Source organism: Streptomyces sp. MK37H (genome assembly GCF_018035285.1).
Classification (GTDB): domain Bacteria; phylum Actinomycetota; class Actinomycetes; order Streptomycetales; family Streptomycetaceae; genus Streptomyces; species Streptomyces endocoffeicus.
Genome location: NZ_JAAAYH010000159.1, coordinates 1 through 18,204, shown reverse-complemented (window position 1 = coordinate 18,204; position 18,204 = coordinate 1). Strand labels below are relative to the sequence as shown.

Sequence of the window (18,204 nt, the reverse complement as noted above, 5' to 3'; positions counted from 1 at the left end):
TCTGGGCCACTGGAACACCCAGGACAGCCCGTTCCTCGACGCGCTCAACAACGCCCCCAAGTACGTCGCGTCCAACACCCTGGCCGAGCCCCTTCCGTGGCCCCATTCCACACTGCTCAGCGGCGACATCCCCGCGGCGGTCGCCGAGCTCAAGAGGACCCCGGGCGACGACCTGCACATCATGGGCAGCGGCGCGTTGATCCAGTCACTTTCCCCGCTGGGCCTCATCGACGAATACCTGCTCTGCGTCCACCCGCTCGTCCTGGGAGCCGGGCGCCGCCTGTTCGCCGACGGCTTCGGCCCCATCGCGTTCGATGTCGCCGACGCGACCCTGACGGACAGCGGCGTCATCATCGCCACCTATCGGCCCCTCGGAGAGTAGAACACGGCTCCTCCGGGCCAGGAGCACGGCGAGCGACCGCGCGGTGATCGCCACGGTCGAGGCCAGGGCGGCCGCGGCCGACCAGATGACGAGGGCGGGCCAGATGTAGATGAGCTGGGCCAGGGTTCCCTCGCGGTTCATGAACAGGCCTACTAAGGCGGTGAGTTGGGCGAACACGATGACCGGGACGGCGCAGGGCAGCATGCGCGAGCCCACTCGCCACAGCGGCCGGTCCGCGGTGCGCCGCGCCCAGCGGCGTGCCCGAACGGCTCCGAGCACGCCCAGTGCGATCGCCAGCAGGGTCAGCGCCGCGAGGACGTAGTCGGCCTTCATCGTGAACGGAGTGCGCACCGCCGGCGACTTGCCCTGGGCCAGGTCGACCAGTCCCTCGAGCATGACGGCGGCGTCGTCCCCGGAGATCATTCCGGTGTTGGCCACGATCGCGATGCCGGTCCGGCTGTCGGGCAGCAGCGTCTGGATGGCGTTGTGGGTCAGGAGTTCACCGGTGTGCCGGATCTGCCGGGGCTTCTCCCCGGACGGGCTCAGGGACCAGCCCATCGCGTACTCGCGGCCCTTTGGCGGGGTGTGCATGACGTCGATGCTCCGGGCGGAGACGACGCGCCGCCCCGCCGCGGACACGCCCTGGTTGTTCTGGGCGATCAGCCACCGGGAGAGGTCGTCCGCCGTGGTCACGACGCCGTGGCCGCCCGCCGCGAACCAGCGGGGGTGGGAGCGCGGGAACATCATGCCGTAGGCGCGGACGTAGCCCCGGGCGTGATCCGGCATGTCATCGGTGGTGTCGACCGACTCGGTGTGGGTCATGCCCAGGGGCCGGAACACCTGGGTGGCCAGGTAGTCCGCGAAGGGCCGCCCGCTGACGACCTCGACCAGCCGTGCGGCGACGAAGTAGTTGGGGTTGTGGTAGTTCCACTCGGTGCCCGGCTCCGCCGCGAGCCGGGCACCGCGCATGTCCGCGACCGCCTCGGTGAGTGTGTGTGCCTGGGGCCGGGTGAGGTCGGGGTAGGCGGAGTCGGCCATGCCCGACGTCTGGTTCAGCAGCTGCCGTACGGTGATCTTCTCGGCCCGCCGGTCGGCCATCGTGAACTCGGGCAGATAGCGATGGGCCGGCTGGTCCAGGTCGACTCGGCATTCCTCGACCAGCCGCATGACGGCCAGCGCGGTCATGGACTTGGAGAGCGAGGCCACGGGCACCGGTGTCCGCGCGGTCATGGCCTTCCCGGCCGCGGTGTGCCCGTATCCGGCCGCGTGAACGACCTTGTCGCCCCGGGTGACCGCCACCACCGCGCCCGGCAGATCGGTCCGCTCCATATAGGCGTTGACGTAGGCGTCGATCGAGGCGGCGTCCAGCGTGGGGTGGGTTGGGGTGGTGGCGTACGCGGTCGCCGGGCACCACAACGCTGTCGAGGCGATGAGCAGGGCAATGGCCAGGCGGAAGAGACGTCTGTAGCTACGGATCGGCATGGCGCTCATCCCACCGGGAGCGGAGCGGGCACCGCATTGGTGTGCGTACGAGATCAGAGGTAGTGCGCGCACTACCGACCGGGGCGGACGGCTCGCATATCTTCTGCGGGTGCCTTCTCGAACAGCCTGGCAGGCTCTCGCTCAGCGTCCTTTGGGGTTCCTGGCCTCGGCCTGGCCCTGGCGGGCGTTGGCCTATCTGCTGTCCGGAGTCGTCTTCGGCGCGATCGCCATGGTCACGCTGCTGACCATGGCCGCGGCCGGGCTGGTGTCGCTGGTCGTGGGGGTGGGCGCCGTTCTCCTCCTCGCCGTGGCGCTGTCCGGCATCGTCGTCACCCGGATCGAACGCCGGCGGCTGCGGCTGGTGGACCCGGACCCGGCGCCGGATCCACACCGGGCCCCTGAGCGCCCCGGGCTGCGGGGGTGGCTGGAGACCCGGCTGCGGGAGCCCGCGACCTGGCGGGAGCTGAGCTTCACCGCGGTGTCGATGACCGCCCTGTGGTGGATGGATCTGCTCGTCCTGGCTTTCGCCCTCGCCCTGCCCGTCCTGCTCATGACGTCGCCGATGGATGACCCCGGAGCCTGGCCCTGGCTGGTCATCGGCCTGTGCCTGCTGCCGGCGGCGCCGTACACCATCACCGCCTGGGCCGGCGCCCGCGCCGCGCTGACCCGTCTGATCCTGGCGCCGCGCGACGGCGAACTGGGCCGGGAGCTCACCGAGGTCCGGGCCTCCCGGGCGCGTCTGGTGGACGCCTTCGACGCGGAGCGCCGACGGATCGAGCGGGACCTGCACGACGGCGCCCAGCAGCGGCTGGTCTCCATCAATGTGATGCTCGGCCTGGCCGGTCTTGACGCGGAGCCGGGCTCGCCGGTGGCCCGGCAGCTCGCGCTGGCCCAGAGCGAAGTCACCCTCGCTGTCAACGAGTTGCGTGAGCTCAGCCGGGGTGTGCACCCCAAGGCCCTCACCGACCATGGCCTCGCCGCGGCCGTCGGCAACCTCACCACCCGCTCCGCCCTGCCGGTCACCGTCGACATCCGGCTTCCGTACCGCCTGCCCTCGACCGTGGAGAGCACGGGGTACTTCGTCGTCGCCGAGGCCCTGGCCAACGCCACCAAGCACAGCCGGGCCACCCAGGCCGAGGTCCACGCCCGGCTGGACGCGGATGTACTGACGCTGTCAGTCCGCGACAACGGCGTCGGCGGGGCGGACCCGGCCGCGGGTACCGGGCTGGTCGGCCTGGCCGACCGCGTCGCCGCGGCGGACGGCAGACTGCGGATATCCAGCCCGGCGGGCGGCCCTACACTGCTGCGCGTGGAGCTCCCGTGCCGCTGAACATCGTGCTCGCCGAAGACTCACCGCTGTTGCGGGACGGCCTGGTCAGCGTGCTCACCCGCTTCGGCCACCAGGTGTCGGCGGCCGTCGGCGACGCCGACGCGCTGATCGCCGCGGCCCATGAGCACGACCCCGACATCGTCATCACCGATGTGCGGATGCCACCGGGCAACGCCGACGACGGCCTCCGTGCCGCGGTCGCGCTGCGCGGCCACCGCGCCGGCCTGCCCATTCTGGTGCTCAGCCAGTACATCGAGCAGTCCTACGCCACCCACCTGCTCGACCTGGGCAGTGAGAGCGGCATCGGCTATCTGCTCAAGGACCGGGTCAGCGCCGTCACCCACTTCGCGAGCGCGGTCGAGCAGGTGGCCGCCGGGGCGACGGTCATGGACCCCGAGGTGGTGCGCCAGCTGCTGCGCCGACGGCAGGACCCCCTGCGGCGGCTCACGCCCCGGGAGCGCGAGGTCCTCTCCCTCATGGCCGAGGGACGCTCCAACGCCGAGATCGCCCGCGACCTCTATGTCACGGAGGCCGCGGTCAACAAGCATGTCAGCGGCATCCTCCAGAAGCTCGACCTCCGCCTGGACGGCCACGGACACCGACGCGTCCTCGCGGTGCTCACCTACCTGCGCGCCTGACCGTCCGATGCCCAGGCGTCCAGGAGCAGCTTCGCGGCCACCGTCGTCCCGTCGGTGCGCATCGTGCCGGCCACGGCCCTCGCCCGTGCCCGGGTCTCGGGGGTCAGGGCCGTTTTCAGCGCGGCCGAGAGGGAGTCGACCGTCGGGGCCGGACCGTCGTGTGCCGCGCCGATGCCCAGCTCGGCCACCCGGGCGGCCCAATGCGGCTGGTCCGCGATCTGGGGCACCACCACCTGAGGCGCACCGGCCCGGGCGGACGTTGTCGTGGTGCCCGCGCCACCGTGGTGGACGACTGCGGCCACCCGGCCGAACAGCGCCTGATGGTTGACCTCGCCGACGGCGAAGCAGTCGTCCCGGTCGTCGATCGGGGCCAGTTCGGCCCAGCCACGGGCGAGGAGGACACGGTGGCCCTGCGCCCGGACCGCCTCGATGGCCACCCGGGCGAGGCCGCTCGAGGTGTGCATGGCCATGCTGCCGAAGCCCACGTACACCGGCGGTTCACCGGCGTCCAGGAACGCCTCCAGCTCATCCGGGAGCGGACGTTCGTCCGGCAGGATCCACGCCCCGGTCTGTACGAGGTCGAGTTCCGTCATGTCCTGCCACGGGCCCAGGACCGGGTCCGCCGCCAGCAACGCCCGGTCGGTGAAGACATAGTCGCGGACGTTGTCCACCGGCGGCAGGCCGATCGCCGCCCGGTGGCGGTTCTCCGCCTCGCCGTACAGCTCGTTCACGCGCTGGGCGTCCTGCTCCCACAGCACCTTGAGGTCGGTCTCCTCCCGGGGGGACGGCGTGCCGGGCCGCCTTCCCGGACGGAAGTGCCGCGAGGGCAGTCCGAACGGATGGAAGCACGCGAACACATAGCGGATGCCCAGCTTCTCGGCCACCGAGCGGGCACCGGCCGGCATCAGGCCGGTCGCGAGGAGTACGTCGCATCCCTCGGCCGCCGTGGCGAGCGTGTCGAACCGCGCGGCGACCAGCTCGGGCGCGAGCCGGAACGCGGCCCCCGCCGACGGCGGCCGCTCGCCGGTCACCACCGAGCGCACCGTCGGGCCGAGCGGCACCAGCTCCACGCCGACACCGGCCAGCAGCGCCGCGAACTCCTCGTCCGGCGGCGCGCACACCCGCGCCTCCGCGCCGAGTTCCCGCAATCGCACCGCGAGTCCCGCCAGCGGTTCGACGTCCCCGCGCGACCCCCACGACGACAACACCACACGCATATCGCAAACCCCCCGTTTCCCCAGGTTCTGGCATCGGCCGCCCATCCTGAGGCACACCCGGGGTCTTGCCGCAAGCCCCCCGGTGCGCTATAGGTTGATAGTGGCAGGGAGGAGTTCCTCCCTGCCTTTGCTGTTTCGTCAGCCCAGGTCCGTCAGCCCACGTTCGTCAGTCCAGGTCCGCCAGATCGAGCCCGCTCAGCCGCTCGGGGTCGGCCAGGATGTCGATCGCCACGATCCTGCCGTCCGCGACCGTGAAGGCCAGCACCGAGTACGGCCGCCCCTCCCGCGAACTGACCACGCCCACGGCCCCGTTGACGAGCGCGGGCCGGGCGTGGAGGCCCGGGCCGCTGAGGCGGGAGAAGGTGAGCGCCTGGTCCGCCACGGCCGCCGCGCCATGCACCTCGCGCGGGGCGGGGGCGGGCGCGGGGCCGTAGTCGGCGCGCAGCACGACATCCGGGTCGAGCACGGCGATCAGCCCCTCGAAGTCGCCCTCGCGCGCGGCGGCGAGAAAGGCGTTCACGACCTCGCGCTGCCGGGCCAGGTCCGCGTCGGGGACCGGGGCCGCTCCCCGCACCCGGCGGCGGGCGCGGCTGGCGAGCTGACGGGCGGCGGCCGGGGTGCGGCCGACGATGGGGGCGATCTCGTCGAACGGCACGGCGAACAGATCGTGCAGTACGAAGGCCAGCCGTTCGGCGGGGGCCAGCGTCTCCAGGACGACCAGCAGGGCGAGGCCGACGGAGTCGGCGAGCAGCGCCTGGTCCTCGGGGCCGGGCCCGCTCGCACGGCTGATGACCGGGTCGGGGAGGTGCACCCCCAGGGGCTCCTCGCGCCGGGCGGTGCGCGAGCGCAGCATGTCCAGGCAGACCCGGCCGACGACGGTGGTCAGCCAGCCGCCCAGGTTCTCCACCGCGCCGGTGTCGGAGCGGCTGAGCCTCAGCCATGCCTCCTGGACGGCGTCGTCCGCCTCGCTCAGCGAGCCGAGCATGCGGTAGGCCACCGCGCGCAGATGGCTGCGGTGGGCCTCGAAGCCCTCCGCCAGAAGGTGGTTCTCGTTCATCGGTCACATCCCCTTGTCCAGACCGCACCGTCGCAGGCCACACCGTGCTGACGGATGGGCCGGGTGCGATGTGACAGAGGGGGCGGGACGGACCGTGCACCCGTCCAGTCCCTTGACGCGCTGCGATCACGTCATTACACAAGTTGGGAGCGCTCCCATGCCTCCCACTCCCCCAGGAGGGTCCGTCATGTCCCTGCCCCTGTTACGCCGTCCGCGCGGCGCGCGGGCCGCCACCGCGCTGCTCACCGGTGCGCTGCTGCTGATCGCGGCCCAGTCCGCGCCCGCCGGAGCGGACTCCCCCACGGCTCCCGCGGCTGCCGCACCCTCCGCCGTCCAGGTCAATCAGCTGGGGTATCTGCCGGACGGCCCCAAACGCGCCACCGTCGTCAGCGCGAGCACCACCGCCCTGCCCTGGCAGCTGCGCGACGCCGCGGGGCGGACGGCCGCCTCGGGCACCACCACCGTACGGGGCGCGGACGCCGCCTCCGGGCAGTCGGCCCATCTGGTGGACTTCTCCTCGTACCACGGGACGGGCACCGGCTACACGCTCACCGTGGACGGGCGGACCAGCCACCCCTTCGACCTCCGCGCGAACCTCTACGAGGGCTTGCGCGCGGACGCGATGTCCTTCTTCTACCAGCAGCGCAGCGGTATCCCCATCGAGGCGTCGCTCGCCGGTGCGGCCTACGCGCGCCCGGCGGGCCATCTGGGCGTCGCCCCCAACCGGGGCGACACCGCCGTGCCCTGCGCCAGCGGGGTGTGCGACTACGACCGGGATGTGCGCGGCGGCTGGTACGACGCCGGTGACCAGGGAAAATACGTGGTCAACGGCGGTCTCGCGGCCTGGCAGCTGGTCAACTCCTTCGAGCGCGCGAAGCGTGCGGGGCACGCGGCGGCGCTCGGGGATTCGACGCTGCGCGTCCCCGAGCGCGGCAACGGGATCCCCGATGTGCTCGACGAGGCGCGCTGGGAGCTGGAGTTCCTGATGCGCATGCAGATCCCGGAGGGCAAGCCGCGGGCGGGCATGGCCTTCCACAAGGTCCATGACGCCGCCTGGACCGGGCTGCCCACCCGGCCGGAGCAGGACGCCGAGCCGCGTGAGCTGCACGCGCCGTCCACCGCCGCCACCCTCAACCTGGCCGCCGCGGCGGCCCAGTGCGCCCGGGTCTACGCGCCGTACGACGCCGCCTTCGCCGCCCGCTGCCTGGACTCCGCGCGCCGCGCCTGGGCCGCCGCGCGGGCGAACCCCGATGTGCCGGCACCGGCCTCCGACGCCACCGGCGGCGGGGCGTACGACGACAGCGAGGTGGGCGACGAGTTCTACTGGGCGGCGGCGGAGCTGTACGCGACCACCGGGGAGGCGCGGTATCGGGACGCGGTCACCTCCTCGCCGTATCACACCGCGAGCGATGTATTCACCCCGCACGGCTTCAGCTGGCAGGACACCGGGCCCCTCGGGCGGATCGTCCTGGCCACCGTCCCCAACGGCCTGCCCGCCACCGACCTCGCCCGCGTCCGCGCCTCCGTGGTCTCCGCGGCCGATGGCCGGTTGAGCACGATGGCCGGTCAGGGCTACGCGGTGCCGCTGCCGGCGGACGGCTATGTGTGGGGCTCCAACGGCCAGGTGGCCAACAACGGGACGGTCCTGGCCGTCGCCTACGAGCTCACCAAGCAGCGGCGGTACCGCGCCGGGGCGCTGGAGACGCTGGACTATCTGCTCGGCCGCAACGCGCTCGGCCAGTCGTACGTCACCGGCTACGGCGAGCGCGCCTCGCAGAACCAGCACCACCGCTTCTGGGCGCACCAGTACGACGCCTCGCTGCCGAACCCGCCCGCCGGGTCGATCGCGGGCGGCGCGAACTCGGGGCTGCAGGATCCGGTGGCGCAGGAGAAGCTCCCGGGCTGCGCGCCCGCGGCATGCTACATCGACGACATCGGCTCGTACTCCACCAATGAGGTGGCGATCAACTGGAACGCGCCGCTGGCGTGGCTGGCCGCGTTTGCCGCGGAACGCGGCTGACCGGGCGGGCGAGGGGCCTCCCGGTCCCTCGCCCCCTTTCGCTTCACCTCACCGGGGCAGCTGCGCCTCGATCGCGGCGACGACATCGTCCGCCTCCGGCTCGGTCCGCGGCCGGAACCGGCCCACGACCTCACCGTCCGGCGAGATCAGGAACTTCTCGAAGTTCCACTGCACATCCCCCGCCTCGCCCTGCGCGTCCGGCGTCCCCGTCAGCTCGGCGTAGAGCGGATGGCGCTGCTCGCCGTTGACATCGATCTTCTCCAGCAGCGGGAAGGACACCCCGTAGGTCGTCGAGCAGAACGTCTGGATCTCCTCGCTCGTCCCCGGCTCCTGCCCCGCGAACTGGTTGCACGGAACCCCCAGCACGGTGAACCCGCGCCCGGCATAGCGCTGCTGCAGCCGCTCGAGCCCCTCGTACTGCGGGGTCAGACCGCACTTGGACGCCACATTGACCACCAGCAGCGCCGCACCCCGGTGCTCACCGAACGAGGTCGGCTCGCCGGTGAGGGTGCGCAGGGGGATGTCGTACAGGCTCATGGGATCTACCGCCTTCGTCGTTCGGTGGGTGAGCCCAATCTATGTGCTGACCACCCCCTTTCCCCGCATCACAACTTGACCACTTATCACACACACGTTCGTCACATTCCAACGAGCTCGGCTACGGTCTCTTCGCTCCATGTATCACTCAAGGGGCCTCATGTCTCGGGACAACCGCTCATCGAGCCCCTCACCCCCTCTCATCCCTCACCCTCATGGCGCCCTTCATGACGAAAGGCGTTAATTTATTCGTTAATCTCTAATTAAACGTCTATTCATGCACAACTGGCGCATCTCCGGACGCTGGTCGGAACTGCCTGAGGGGAACCATGGCTGAGGAGACACCAGCCCCGTCGGCTGAGGGGTGGAGTGGCGGTGGGTGCCCGATGGGGGCCTTCGCTCGGCGGTGGTTTCTTCAGGGTGCCGCCGTGGGTGTGGCCGGTGCGGCGGGCGGGATCGCGGCGGTCGGCGGTGGGGCGGTCGCGGACTCGGTCGGCGAGATCAAGGCGGCGCCGAGGTCGCGGGTGATTCCCTTCCATGGGTATCACCAGGCGGGGATCGCCACCGCGCCGCAACAGGTCGCGATTTTCGTGTCGTGCGATGTGACCGCCGCCAACCGCAAGGAACTCACCGAGCTCTTCCGCATGCTGACCGCGCGAGCCCGCTTCCTCACGGCGGGCGGCACGCCACCGAAGGCACCCCTGACCGCTACGCCGTCGGACAACGGCATCGTGGGGCCCACGGTCGCGGCGGACGGTCTCACCGTGACCGTCGGAGTGGGTGCGTCCCTCTTCGATGAGCGCTACGGACTGAGCGCTCGCAAGCCGGTCCAGCTCGTCCCGATGAAACCCTTCCGCCATGACGACCTGGACCCCGCCATGAGCCAGGGCGACCTGCTGATCCAGATCTGCGCTGATTACCGAGACACGACGGTCCACGCACTGGTCGACATCCTGACCCACACCAGATCCGCGATGAAGCTGCGCTGGCGCGTCGACGGCCAGCGCAATCAGGAGCGCCCCGTCGGCATCCGGCGCGACTGGTTCGGCTTCCACGACGGCATCGCCAACCCGGACGTCTCTGACGAGGCCCAGATGAACCAGGTGGTGTGGGTTCAGCCGAAGAGCGGCGAACCGGCCTGGGCCGCGGGCGGCACCTACCACGTGGTGCGCATCGTGCACTTCTTCATCGAAGCGTGGCAGAAGGTGCCCGTTGCCCAGCAAGAACGGATCTTCGGCCGCCGCAAGGCGAGCGGCGCCCCGCTGTACGCGGTGGGCGAGAACGTCCCGGACGTGTTGGACCCGATCTACACCAATGACCCGCAGGGCCTGATCACCCCGCTGAACTGCCACATCCGCCTTGCCAATCCCCAGACCCCGCAAACCGCTGCGACCAGCGCCATCCTGCGCCGCAGCTACGACTACGACCGGAGCCCCAACCTGCGGGAACTCGACATGGGGCATGCGTTCAACTGCTTCCAGCGGAAGCTGAACACCTACATCGCCATGCAGACCCGGCTCGAAGACGAGGCACTGGTGCCGTACATCAGCCCACGGGGCGGCGGCTACTTCTTCGCACTTCCAGGTGTTCGGGACGAGAAGGACTACTACGCCCGCGGGCTCCTCGCCCGAGCCTGACCCCCGGCCGAATCACTGCACCGCGCACAGGAGGCGAGATGTTCTCTGTCCTGCGGACCCGGGCCGGCAGCGGCCATCGGCGCCCCGGCAGGCCGCTCCAGTCGGTCCTGGCGGCAGGCATCGGGATTCTGTTGGTCTCCTGTACGTCCACCGGTGTCGACAAGGAAGCCACGCACGTGCCGACCGCGCCCAGGGGCAGTACCAGTGGCCGGGTGTATGTCACGAATCAGCAGGATAATACCGTCTCGGTGGTCGACGCCCGCACCTACAAGGTCGTCGCGACTGTGCCGGCCGGCCTGGCGCCCGAAGGCATCGCTGTCACCAAGGACGGCAGGCACCTGTACATTGCCAACAGCGGTTCGGCCCGGGTCTCGGTCGTTGACACCCGGAAAAAGAAGATCGTCAAGACCGTGCGGGTGGGGAAGAGCCCCACCGGTATCGGTCTCAGCCCCGACGGAAGGGCCCTTTACGTCGCCAACGGCCGCTCGAACACCGTCTCGGTGATCGGCATCGGGACCAACCGGGTTGCCAAGACCATCTCGGTCGGCAAGTCCCCGGTGAACGTGGCGTTCAGCCGCGACGGTCGTACGGCCTACGTGGCGAATTCCGGGTCGGGCAGCCTGTCGGTGATCGACACCCGTACACGCCGGGTCGTCCGGCGACTCCCAGCGGGGCGCTTCCCCGTGGCGGTCGCCATCACCCCGGACGGGAAGTCGGCCTACGTCGCCGACGAAGTGGGAAAGCGGGTCCTGGCCATCTCGACCCGCACCGGCAAGGCGACCGCCGTGCGGGTCGGCCAGGGACCCTTCGACGTGGCCGTCGCGCCCGATGGCCGTCGCGCCTACTCCGCCGATCTCGGCCCGGGCAACATCTCGGTGATCGACACTGGCACCCACCGGGTCTCGGCGACCATCGCCCTGGGCCCTCCCGGCACCGACCCCTTCAATCTGGAGGTCACCGGCCAGGCGGTCTACGTCGCGAACCAGGGAGCGGGCACTCTCTCGGTCATCGACCCGAATTCCCGCAAGGTCGTCGCGACGGTCCCCCTTGGCGCCAGCCCGTACGGCGTGACGGCCAGCTGAGCCCGCTACGCACGCCGGTACGGGCTGACGCCTCGGCGGGCGGCACCGGTGGTGAGGACGACTCGCCCTCCTCCACCAGCGGTGGCGGCACGTCATCCGGCGAGTCGTCGTCAACGGCCTCCAGGGGTGGCGGGTCGTCATGCGGGCGGGTCGTCGTCCAGCGGCAGCGGTGATCTGACACGGCAATGGGGCGGGCCGCGGGGCCCGCCCCCTTCACATGCCCGATAGGGGCCTACTCCGGCGGGGTCGGCGTGTCGTGGTTGCGGTACATCGCCTGGATGTCGAACTCCAGCTTGACCGTGGGGCCGACCACGGCGATGCCGCGGGCGAGCATACTGCGCCAGTTCAGCGTGTAGTCCTCGCGGTGGAGTTCCGCCGTGGCGAGGGCGGCGCAGCGCAGTTCCTGTTCATAGCCGCCGTTGACGGCGCCGAGGTACGTGGTGTCCAGGGTCACCGAGCGGCTCACGCCGTGCATCGTGAGGGGGCCCTGGATGGCCCACTTGGGGCCGCTGCGCCAGGTGAAGCGGTTGCTGGCGAAGTGGATCTCCGGGAAGTTGTCGACGTCGAGGAAGTCGGCCGAGCGCAGGTGGGCATCGCGGGTGTTGTTGCCGGTGTTGATGCTGGAGGCGTCGATGACGACCTCGACGCGGGAGTCCTCCATCCGCTCGGCGATGTGGATGCCGCCCCGGAACCGGGTGAAGCGGCCGTGCACATTGGCCATGCCCACGTGGCGGGCGATGAAGCGGATGGCGGTGTGCGGCGGGTCGAAGAGCCAGGTGCCGGGCGGGGGGAGTTCGAGCTGCTGGGAGGGCTCCATCTGCACCCGGCGGGGAGGTTCGCTCTGGCCGGGGGCGATGTCGACGGTGAGGCGGTTGGGCTGCAGACCGCTTCCGGTGAGCAGCACCGTGTACTGCCCCGGCTCGAGCGTGGCGAGGAACAGTCCATGCGGATCGGTGGTGGCCTTGGCCACCGTACGGGCGGCGCCACGCGTCTCGGTGACGGTGATCTCCACGCCGCCCAGGACCTGGCCGACGGGGTCCAGGACCTCGCAGCTGAAGGCTCCGGCACCCACGGGCAGGGGGAGTCTCAGTCCTGATCCTCGGTCCGGACGCTTGGTGCGCATGCGCCGGAGCAGTGCGAGGGGCATTGCAGTCATCTCACTAACGGTTTCTCTGGGGATGGGGGCGCGTCCATGATGAAGCCCCAGGTCGGGCCCCGGACGGCCGGGGGGGTGGGTGTCAGCCGTGGCCGAGGATCTTACGTAGCGCGCCGAGCAGCAACTCCCCCGCCTGCGGGGAGGCTTCGGCGTGGCGGAAGCCGATGTGGTTGTCGGGGCGGGTCAGCAGGGCGCCGCAGTCGCCGATTTCGCGCAGCCGGGCCCAGTCGCCGTACGGGTCCTCGTACTCCTGCCCGGGGCCGATGGAGACGGTGGCGAGTTCGACGCCCAGTTCCTGACGGACCGCCGCGGCCGCTTCCTCCCAGCAGCCTCCGCCGATGCCGGTGAAGAGGGTGAACCGGCCGTGGCCGCCGAGGTCGAGGGTCGACAGCCGCTCACGGCCCCGGACGACCCATGCGTGCGGCAGCTTGGCGCCGGGATGGGTGGTGGGCTGGTGGTGCAGCTCCGGGTCGCGGTCGAAGCCGGGGTCGGGGGTGCCGTCGGGGACGACGGCGTCCGAGACGTACCGCTGGTTCATCTCCACGCCGTGCGCGTTGAACTCGTACACCTTGGCCGCGATGGCCTCGCGCAGCCGCTGCCGCTGCTTGGCGCCCTCGGGCGTGGCGTCCTTACGGGCGTCGACATTGCGCCACATCTGCTCGGGATCCGAGGTGGAGAGCAGATCAAGCGCTTCGAAAACCGGCGCGGTCTCACCGATGCTCCGGTTCGCGCGCTCGACGGTCTGCCGTCCCACCGGGGCCCGTTCGGCGGAGTAGGTGTCCAGCAGGGTGGGGGCGGCGGTGCCGTCGAGGACCAGCTTGAGCTTCCAGGCGAGGTTGTAGGCGTCCTGGATGGAGGTGTTGGAGCCCAGCCCGTTGGACGGCGGATGGCGGTGGACGGCGTCGCCCGCGCACAGCACCCGCCGGTCGGCGTAGGTCTCGGCGTACAGGTGGTTGACGGTCCACGCCGAGGTGGAGGTGATGCGCACGGGGATCGTGTCGTCGCCGAGCAGCCGGTGCACCACGGACCGCGCGAACTCCTCGGTGAGGTCCGGCAGGCCCGCGTCGAGGTCGTAGCCCCACACCACCATCCACTCGGTCCAGGGGCGCACACAGCGCACCAGGCCCGCCCCGATGCCGCCGACGGTCGCCCCGGGGGCGAGCACCCAGTAGAGCGTGGAGGGGCGATGGGCGGTCAGATGGGTCAGATCCGCCTCGAAGACGATGTTGAGGCTGCCCGCGACGCCCATCCGGCCGACCGTGGGCAGCCCGGCGTTCTCCACCACGCGGCTGCGTCCGCCGTCCGCGCCGACCAGATAGCGGGCCCGGACGCGGTAGGTGTCCCCGCGCAGCCAGTCCTCCACCAGCGCGGTGACGGCGTCGTCCGACTGCTCGTGGGAGAGGTACTCGGTGTGGAAGCGCAGCGCGGTGCCCCGGGAGACCGCTGCGTTCACCAGCACCGGCTCCATCAGGTGCTGCGGCATATCGCACATCCGGCTGGGGCTGGCCAGTTCGTGCCCGGCCTGGACGAGCGGGTCATTGCCCCAGGAGCGCAGCCGTCCCAGCTCCTCGCCCGCGAGGCTGGTGCAGAAGACGGTGTTCCCCATCAGCGGCTGCGCGGTGGCCAGGGCGGTGACCTGGTCCTCGACGCCGAGGTCGCGCAGCACCTCCATGGTGCGCTGGTTGGTGATGTGCGCGCGGGGCGTGTCCGCCAGGCTTCCGTACCGGGTGACCATGACGTTGGGCACGCCGTAGGTGCTCAGGGCGAGCGCCGTCGCGGCTCCGGCGGGGCCGCTGCCCACGACCAGTACGTCGGTCTCGACGGTCTCCACTGCTGAAGGGCTCCTCTCGGTCCTCTCCCCGTCCTCTCCCCCGTGCCGGCCGGTCTCCCGGCTCCACCGGGACAGCCGGTCTCCCGGCGCGATCGGTGACCGCCGAGCGACCATTGATGATCTTGTTCCAGAACCCGGACCCCGAGGTGTCTCATTTCGAAACAGTGGCGACGTATACGGTGGAGGGGTTGTGATGACCACCGACGACACCCCCGCCGACCCGGGCCTCTCGTCGCTGCGCCGGGCGCGCGACCGGTTCTTCAGCGGACGGCCACCGGGCGACGGCATCCCCGAGGACCTCGCCCAAGCCTGGCGGCGGGCGCGGTTCTTCGGCGTACCGCGCGATCTGGCGGCCCCGCCCAGGGTCCGGCCGCCGGTGGACTCACCGCTGCTGGCCGCGGCGCGCCCCGTCCTGGACCGCGTGGCGCCCACGCTGAGCGGTGCGATGGGGCTGGTGCTGGTCGACTCCCGCTGCCGGGCGCTGTGGTCGGGCGGCGGCCGTTACGCCGGTACGCCCGCGCCCGACGGGATGGCCGGTCTCGATCTGTCGGAGAAGGCGGTCGGGCACAACAGCGCCGCGCTCGCGCTGCGCACGGGGCGCCGGGCCGAGGTCCACGGCCCCGAGCACTTCCTCGATCTGTGGCAGGAGGTGTCGGCGGTCAGCGTTCCGCTGTACGAGCCGACGGCGGGCCGCCCGGCCGGCACCGTCACCGTGCTGGCCCCGCTGGACGAGGGCCGCACCGCCCACCCGGGCGCGGCGCTCGCCGAGGCCACCGCGCACGCGATCGAGACGGAGCTGCTCGGCCGGGCGCGCCCGCCGGAGCGGATGCTGCTCGACGCGTATCTGCGGCAGCGGGCCGAGGGAGCGGCGGTGGTGGCGCTCGACGGCAGCAGCCGCCTCGTCAGCCCGGAGGCCGCGCGGCTGCTGTCGCACGAGACGCTGGCGCGGCTGGAGCGGCATGCCACGACCCTCCTCCGGGACGCGGACACGGGGCCGGAGGAGCACGCACCGGAGGAGATCGCCGTACCGGACGGCGAGACCCCCGTACCGGACGACGAGACCCCCGTACCGGACGACGAGATCGCCGTGCCGGACGGCGCCGGGCTCACCGTAAGGATGACGCGCCTGGTGCACGGGGGCGAGGTCATCGGGGCCGTGGCCACGGTGTGCACGGCGGCCCGGCGGGCGCGGTCGGCGGAGCGGCGGGGCCATGACCGGCTCCCGGGGCTCGTCGGCATGTCCCGGCCCTGGCGGCTGGCCGTCTCCCGGGCGACGGAGCTGGCACGGGCCGTGGAGCCGCTGCTGCTGATCGGCGAGCCGGGCGTGGGCAAGACCGCGCTGGGCCGTGCCCTGCTCGGCCTGCGGGGCACGGCCGCGCCGCGTGTCGTCGACGCCGCCGAGCAGGTGCCCGGCGAGGTCCCGCGCTGGTGTCACGCGCTCGCGGAGTTCCCGGAGCCGGAGGGGGACGGCGGCGCGCGGCCGCTGCTCCTGCGCCACGCCGAGCGGCTGGGCCAGTCCGATGTGGCCGCGCTGCTCTCGCTGCTGGACGAGCGGCCCGCGGTGCCTCTGGTGGCGACCCACACCCCGGGGTCGCCCACCGGCCCGTGTCTGAGCCGGCTGCTGGACATCCTCGCGGCCCGGTCGGTGACGCTGCCGCCGCTGCGCGAACGCGTCGAGGACATCCCGGCGCTGCTGGCGGGCCTCGCCCGGCGCCCCTCCCCCGGACGTCCCCCGCTGACCTGGAGCCTGGACGCCCGCCGGGCGCTGGAGCAGCACACCTGGCCGGGCAATGTGGCCGAACTCGCCCATGTCGTACGGGAGGTGGCCGAGCGCCGCCGCGCCACCGGGCCGGTGCGGCGCGAGGAGCTGCCGTACGGACTGCGGGTGCCACCGGCCACCCGCCGGCTGAGCGGTATCGAACGGGCGGAGCGCACCGCGATCCTGGAGGCGCTGCGCCGGCACGGGGACAACAAGGCGCGCGCGGCCGAGTCCCTGGGCATCGGCCGGGCCACGTTGTACCGGAAGTTGCGGGCTTACGGAATGGACCAGGCGTAGCGGCGGAAACAGTCACCAGGGGGCCGGTCACACCGGAGCCGGTCATGGGCCGCGGAGGGGGCACGGTGACGCGAGACAACAGCGCCGAGAGCGAGGCGGTCACGGGCAGGCTGCTGATCCTGGAGTACGAGCAGGTGAAGGAGGAGCAGCGGGCGCGGATCGGGTTCCGCGACAATCTGCTCTACGCGACGCTGGCCGCGATGGCGGCCATCATCACCTTCTCCCTGCAGAGCCATGGGCGCCCGGAGCTGCTGTTGCTGCTGCCCCCGGCGTCGGCGCTGCTGGGCTGGGCGTATCTGGTCAACGACGAGAAGATATCGGCCATCGGACGGTATGTCCGGGAGGATCTGGGGCCCCGCCTGACGGCGCTCGCCCCGGGCCGGCCACCGGTGTTCGGCTGGGAGCGGGCCCATCGCGACGACGGCCGCCGGGTCTCCCGCAAGCGGCTGCAGCTCGCGGCGGATCTGCTGCTGTTCACGGTGGCGCCGATCGCCGCGCTCATCGTGTACTGGACGTCCGAGCCGGTGCGGACGGTGCTGCTGGCAGTGTCGGTGGCGGAGGTGGCGGTGGTCACCGTACTGGCGGTGCAGATCGTGCTGTACGCGGATCTGCAGCGGCCGTGATGTGGGATGACCCCTGGGAGTCCGTCGGGCTCCGTAAGGTGTCGGCAAGGGCTGTCCTAGGGGGGATCCGTGGGCGCTGAGGGCAATGGGGGTACGGCGCGGGCCGATGTGGTGGTGCTGACCGCGCTGGAGGTCGAGTACCGGGCGGTGTGCGCCCATCTGAAGGATCCGCGTCCGGTTCAGGCGGAGCGGGGCGCGCTGTTCGAGCTGGGTGTGTTCCGCGAGGGGTCCGAGGAGCGGACGGTCGCCATCCATATGACGGGCCCCGGGAATCCGGGCGCCGCGGCCTCGGTCGAGCGGGCGGCGGCGCTCTTCGCGCCCCGGGCGGTGCTGTTCGTGGGGGTGGCGGGTGGCGTCAAGGATGTCGCGCTGGGCGATGTGGTGGCCGCCGACGCGGTGTACGACTACGAGACCGGCAAGGACACCGAGACGGGGTTCCTGCCCCGGCAGAAGACCTATCAGTCCGCGTACGGGCTGGTGCAGCTGGCCCGGCTGGTGGCGGCGGGCGACGCGTGGCAGCGGCGGATCCGCCCGGGGGGCGACGCGCCGCGCCCCCGTGCCCATGTGAAGCCCCTCGCGGCGGGCGGCCGGGTGGTGGCGCACCACCGCTCGGACGTCGGGCTCAGGCTCGCGGCCAGTGCGGGTGACGCGCTCGCGGTGGACATGGAGGGCTTCGGCTTCCTCGCCGGCGCGTATGTCAATCAGCAGCTGGACGCGCTGGTGATCCGCGGTATCTCGGATCTGCTCGGGGACAAGGGCGAGACGCATGACGAGCGCTGGCAGCCGGTGGCCTCCCGGCACGCGGCCGCCTTCGCCTTCGAGCTGATCGGCCGCATCCCGGCGGCGGACCCGGTGGCGCCCCGGCCGCTCGCCGCCGGTACGCGGTCCCTCGCCGCAGGTCCGCCCGAGATCGCCCACCGGCGCAGGCTGACCATCCGTGACCTCGGCGTACTCGCGGACACCCTGCTGGCCGTGCCCGGGATGACCTCCCCCGCGCGCTGGCAGCAGCTGCTCGACGAACTGCCCACCGTCGGCACCGCGGTGGACCGTCAGTCGGCGAGCCGCGCGGAGGCCCTGTCCCTGCTGCGCGTCTGCGAGGCGCGGCGGGCGATGGGCGAGATGGTGGAGGTGGTCGCGGTGCTCGCGCCGGACGATC

At 71.9% G+C, this 18,204-nt stretch carries 13 protein-coding genes and 2 pseudogenes; 9 read left to right on the top strand and 6 right to left on the bottom strand.

The genetic code is table 11. The annotated features are described in order from the left end of the window. Window position 1: 1 nt before the first annotated feature. Window positions 2-235: pseudogene (locus GWI24_RS45440) on the top strand (dihydrofolate reductase family protein); the annotation flags it as partial. Here GWI24_RS45440 and GWI24_RS22335 read toward each other — a convergent pair. Further along, entirely contained in the window at window positions 206-1,864 is a 1,659-nt protein-coding gene (locus tag GWI24_RS22335) for a serine hydrolase domain-containing protein (RefSeq protein ID WP_308343933.1), read from the bottom strand. The pseudogene GWI24_RS45440 and the gene GWI24_RS22335 sit on opposite strands and share 30 nt — an antisense overlap. Window positions 1,865-1,973: 109 nt before the next feature. Between GWI24_RS22335 and GWI24_RS22330 the strand changes: the two genes are divergently transcribed. Both GWI24_RS22330 and GWI24_RS22325 read left to right on the top strand, forming a co-directional pair. After that, the gene (locus tag GWI24_RS22330) at window positions 1,974-3,194 is read left to right on the top strand and encodes a sensor histidine kinase (RefSeq protein ID WP_210947695.1); all 1,221 of its coding nucleotides are present in this window, start codon (window positions 1,974-1,976) and stop codon (window positions 3,192-3,194) included. Then, a complete protein-coding gene (locus GWI24_RS22325; RefSeq protein ID WP_210947694.1) occupies window positions 3,185-3,832 on the top strand; it encodes a response regulator transcription factor in 648 nt (215 codons plus the stop codon). The genes GWI24_RS22330 and GWI24_RS22325 overlap by 10 nt, the downstream gene beginning before the upstream one ends. On the opposite strand, the gene GWI24_RS22320 is transcribed toward GWI24_RS22325, so the two are convergent. Together GWI24_RS22320 and sigJ are read right to left on the bottom strand one after the other, a co-directional pair. Next, complete coding sequence (locus GWI24_RS22320) at window positions 3,817-5,049, bottom strand: glycosyltransferase (RefSeq protein ID WP_210947693.1); 1,233 nt, start codon at window positions 5,047-5,049, stop codon at window positions 3,817-3,819. The two genes, GWI24_RS22325 and GWI24_RS22320, sit on opposite strands and share 16 nt — an antisense overlap. A 166-nt stretch (window positions 5,050-5,215) precedes the next feature. After that, entirely contained in the window at window positions 5,216-6,106 is an 891-nt protein-coding gene (gene sigJ, locus GWI24_RS22315; RefSeq protein WP_210947692.1) for an RNA polymerase sigma factor SigJ, read from the bottom strand. A 187-nt stretch (window positions 6,107-6,293) separates the two neighbouring features. On the opposite strand from sigJ, the gene GWI24_RS22310 reads away from it, so the two are divergent. Beyond that, window positions 6,294-8,126 carry a glycoside hydrolase family 9 protein gene (locus tag GWI24_RS22310; protein ID WP_210947691.1) on the top strand — a complete coding sequence of 611 codons (1,833 nt, stop codon included), beginning with the start codon at window positions 6,294-6,296 and terminating at the stop codon, window positions 8,124-8,126. A gap of 48 nt (window positions 8,127-8,174) precedes the next feature. Here GWI24_RS22310 and GWI24_RS22305 read toward each other — a convergent pair whose 3' ends face one another. Continuing rightward, entirely contained in the window at window positions 8,175-8,663 is a 489-nt protein-coding gene (locus tag GWI24_RS22305; RefSeq protein ID WP_210947690.1) for a glutathione peroxidase, read from the bottom strand. 428 nt (window positions 8,664-9,091) lie between these two features. Between GWI24_RS22305 and GWI24_RS22300 the strand changes: the two genes are divergently transcribed. Then, window positions 9,092-10,300 carry a Dyp-type peroxidase gene (locus tag GWI24_RS22300; RefSeq protein ID WP_308343930.1) on the top strand — a complete coding sequence of 403 codons (1,209 nt, stop codon included), beginning with the start codon at window positions 9,092-9,094 and terminating at the stop codon, window positions 10,298-10,300. A 38-nt stretch (window positions 10,301-10,338) separates the two neighbouring features. After that, window positions 10,339-11,382 carry a cytochrome D1 domain-containing protein gene (locus GWI24_RS22295; RefSeq protein WP_210947688.1) on the top strand — a complete coding sequence of 348 codons (1,044 nt, stop codon included), beginning with the start codon at window positions 10,339-10,341 and terminating at the stop codon, window positions 11,380-11,382. Window positions 11,383-11,614: 232 nt separating this feature from the next. On the opposite strand, the gene GWI24_RS22290 is transcribed toward GWI24_RS22295, so the two are convergent. Then, window positions 11,615-12,529, bottom strand: a complete 915-nt coding sequence (locus GWI24_RS22290) for a YceI family protein (protein WP_210947697.1) — start codon at window positions 12,527-12,529, stop codon at window positions 11,615-11,617. A gap of 91 nt (window positions 12,530-12,620) precedes the next feature. Then, window positions 12,621-14,369 (bottom strand): FAD-dependent monooxygenase, encoded by a 1,749-nt coding sequence (locus GWI24_RS22285; RefSeq protein WP_210947687.1) that lies wholly within the window; start codon window positions 14,367-14,369, stop codon window positions 12,621-12,623. A 193-nt stretch (window positions 14,370-14,562) separates the two neighbouring features. Between GWI24_RS22285 and GWI24_RS22280 the strand changes: the two genes are divergently transcribed. The 3 genes and pseudogenes from GWI24_RS22280 to GWI24_RS22270 form a co-directional block, all read left to right on the top strand. Further along, a complete protein-coding gene (locus GWI24_RS22280) occupies window positions 14,563-16,425 on the top strand; it encodes a sigma-54-dependent Fis family transcriptional regulator (RefSeq protein WP_210947686.1) in 1,863 nt (620 codons plus the stop codon). 65 nt (window positions 16,426-16,490) lie between these two features. Next, a complete protein-coding gene (locus tag GWI24_RS22275) occupies window positions 16,491-17,048 on the top strand; it encodes a hypothetical protein (RefSeq protein WP_308343927.1) in 558 nt (185 codons plus the stop codon). A 69-nt stretch (window positions 17,049-17,117) separates the two neighbouring features. Next, a pseudogene (locus GWI24_RS22270) lies at window positions 17,118-18,204 on the top strand (hypothetical protein); the annotation flags it as partial.

What these genes read in the sequence shown, in the direction of transcription:
- GWI24_RS22335 (WP_308343933.1), bottom strand. Translation starts at nt 1,864, where the DNA reads ATGCCGATCCGTAGCTACAGACGTCTCTTCCGCCTGGCCATTGCCCTG.
- GWI24_RS22320 (WP_210947693.1), bottom strand. Translation starts at nt 5,049, where the DNA reads ATGCGTGTGGTGTTGTCGTCGTGGGGGTCGCGCGGGGACGTCGAACCG.
- sigJ (WP_210947692.1), bottom strand. Translation starts at nt 6,106, where the DNA reads ATGAACGAGAACCACCTTCTGGCGGAGGGCTTCGAGGCCCACCGCAGC.
- GWI24_RS22310 (WP_210947691.1), top strand. Translation starts at nt 6,294, where the DNA reads ATGTCCCTGCCCCTGTTACGCCGTCCGCGCGGCGCGCGGGCCGCCACC.
- GWI24_RS22305 (WP_210947690.1), bottom strand. Translation starts at nt 8,663, where the DNA reads ATGAGCCTGTACGACATCCCCCTGCGCACCCTCACCGGCGAGCCGACC.
- GWI24_RS22295 (WP_210947688.1), top strand. Translation starts at nt 10,339, where the DNA reads ATGTTCTCTGTCCTGCGGACCCGGGCCGGCAGCGGCCATCGGCGCCCC.
- GWI24_RS22290 (WP_210947697.1), bottom strand. Translation starts at nt 12,529, where the DNA reads ATGCCCCTCGCACTGCTCCGGCGCATGCGCACCAAGCGTCCGGACCGA.
- GWI24_RS22280 (WP_210947686.1), top strand. Translation starts at nt 14,563, where the DNA reads ATGACCACCGACGACACCCCCGCCGACCCGGGCCTCTCGTCGCTGCGC.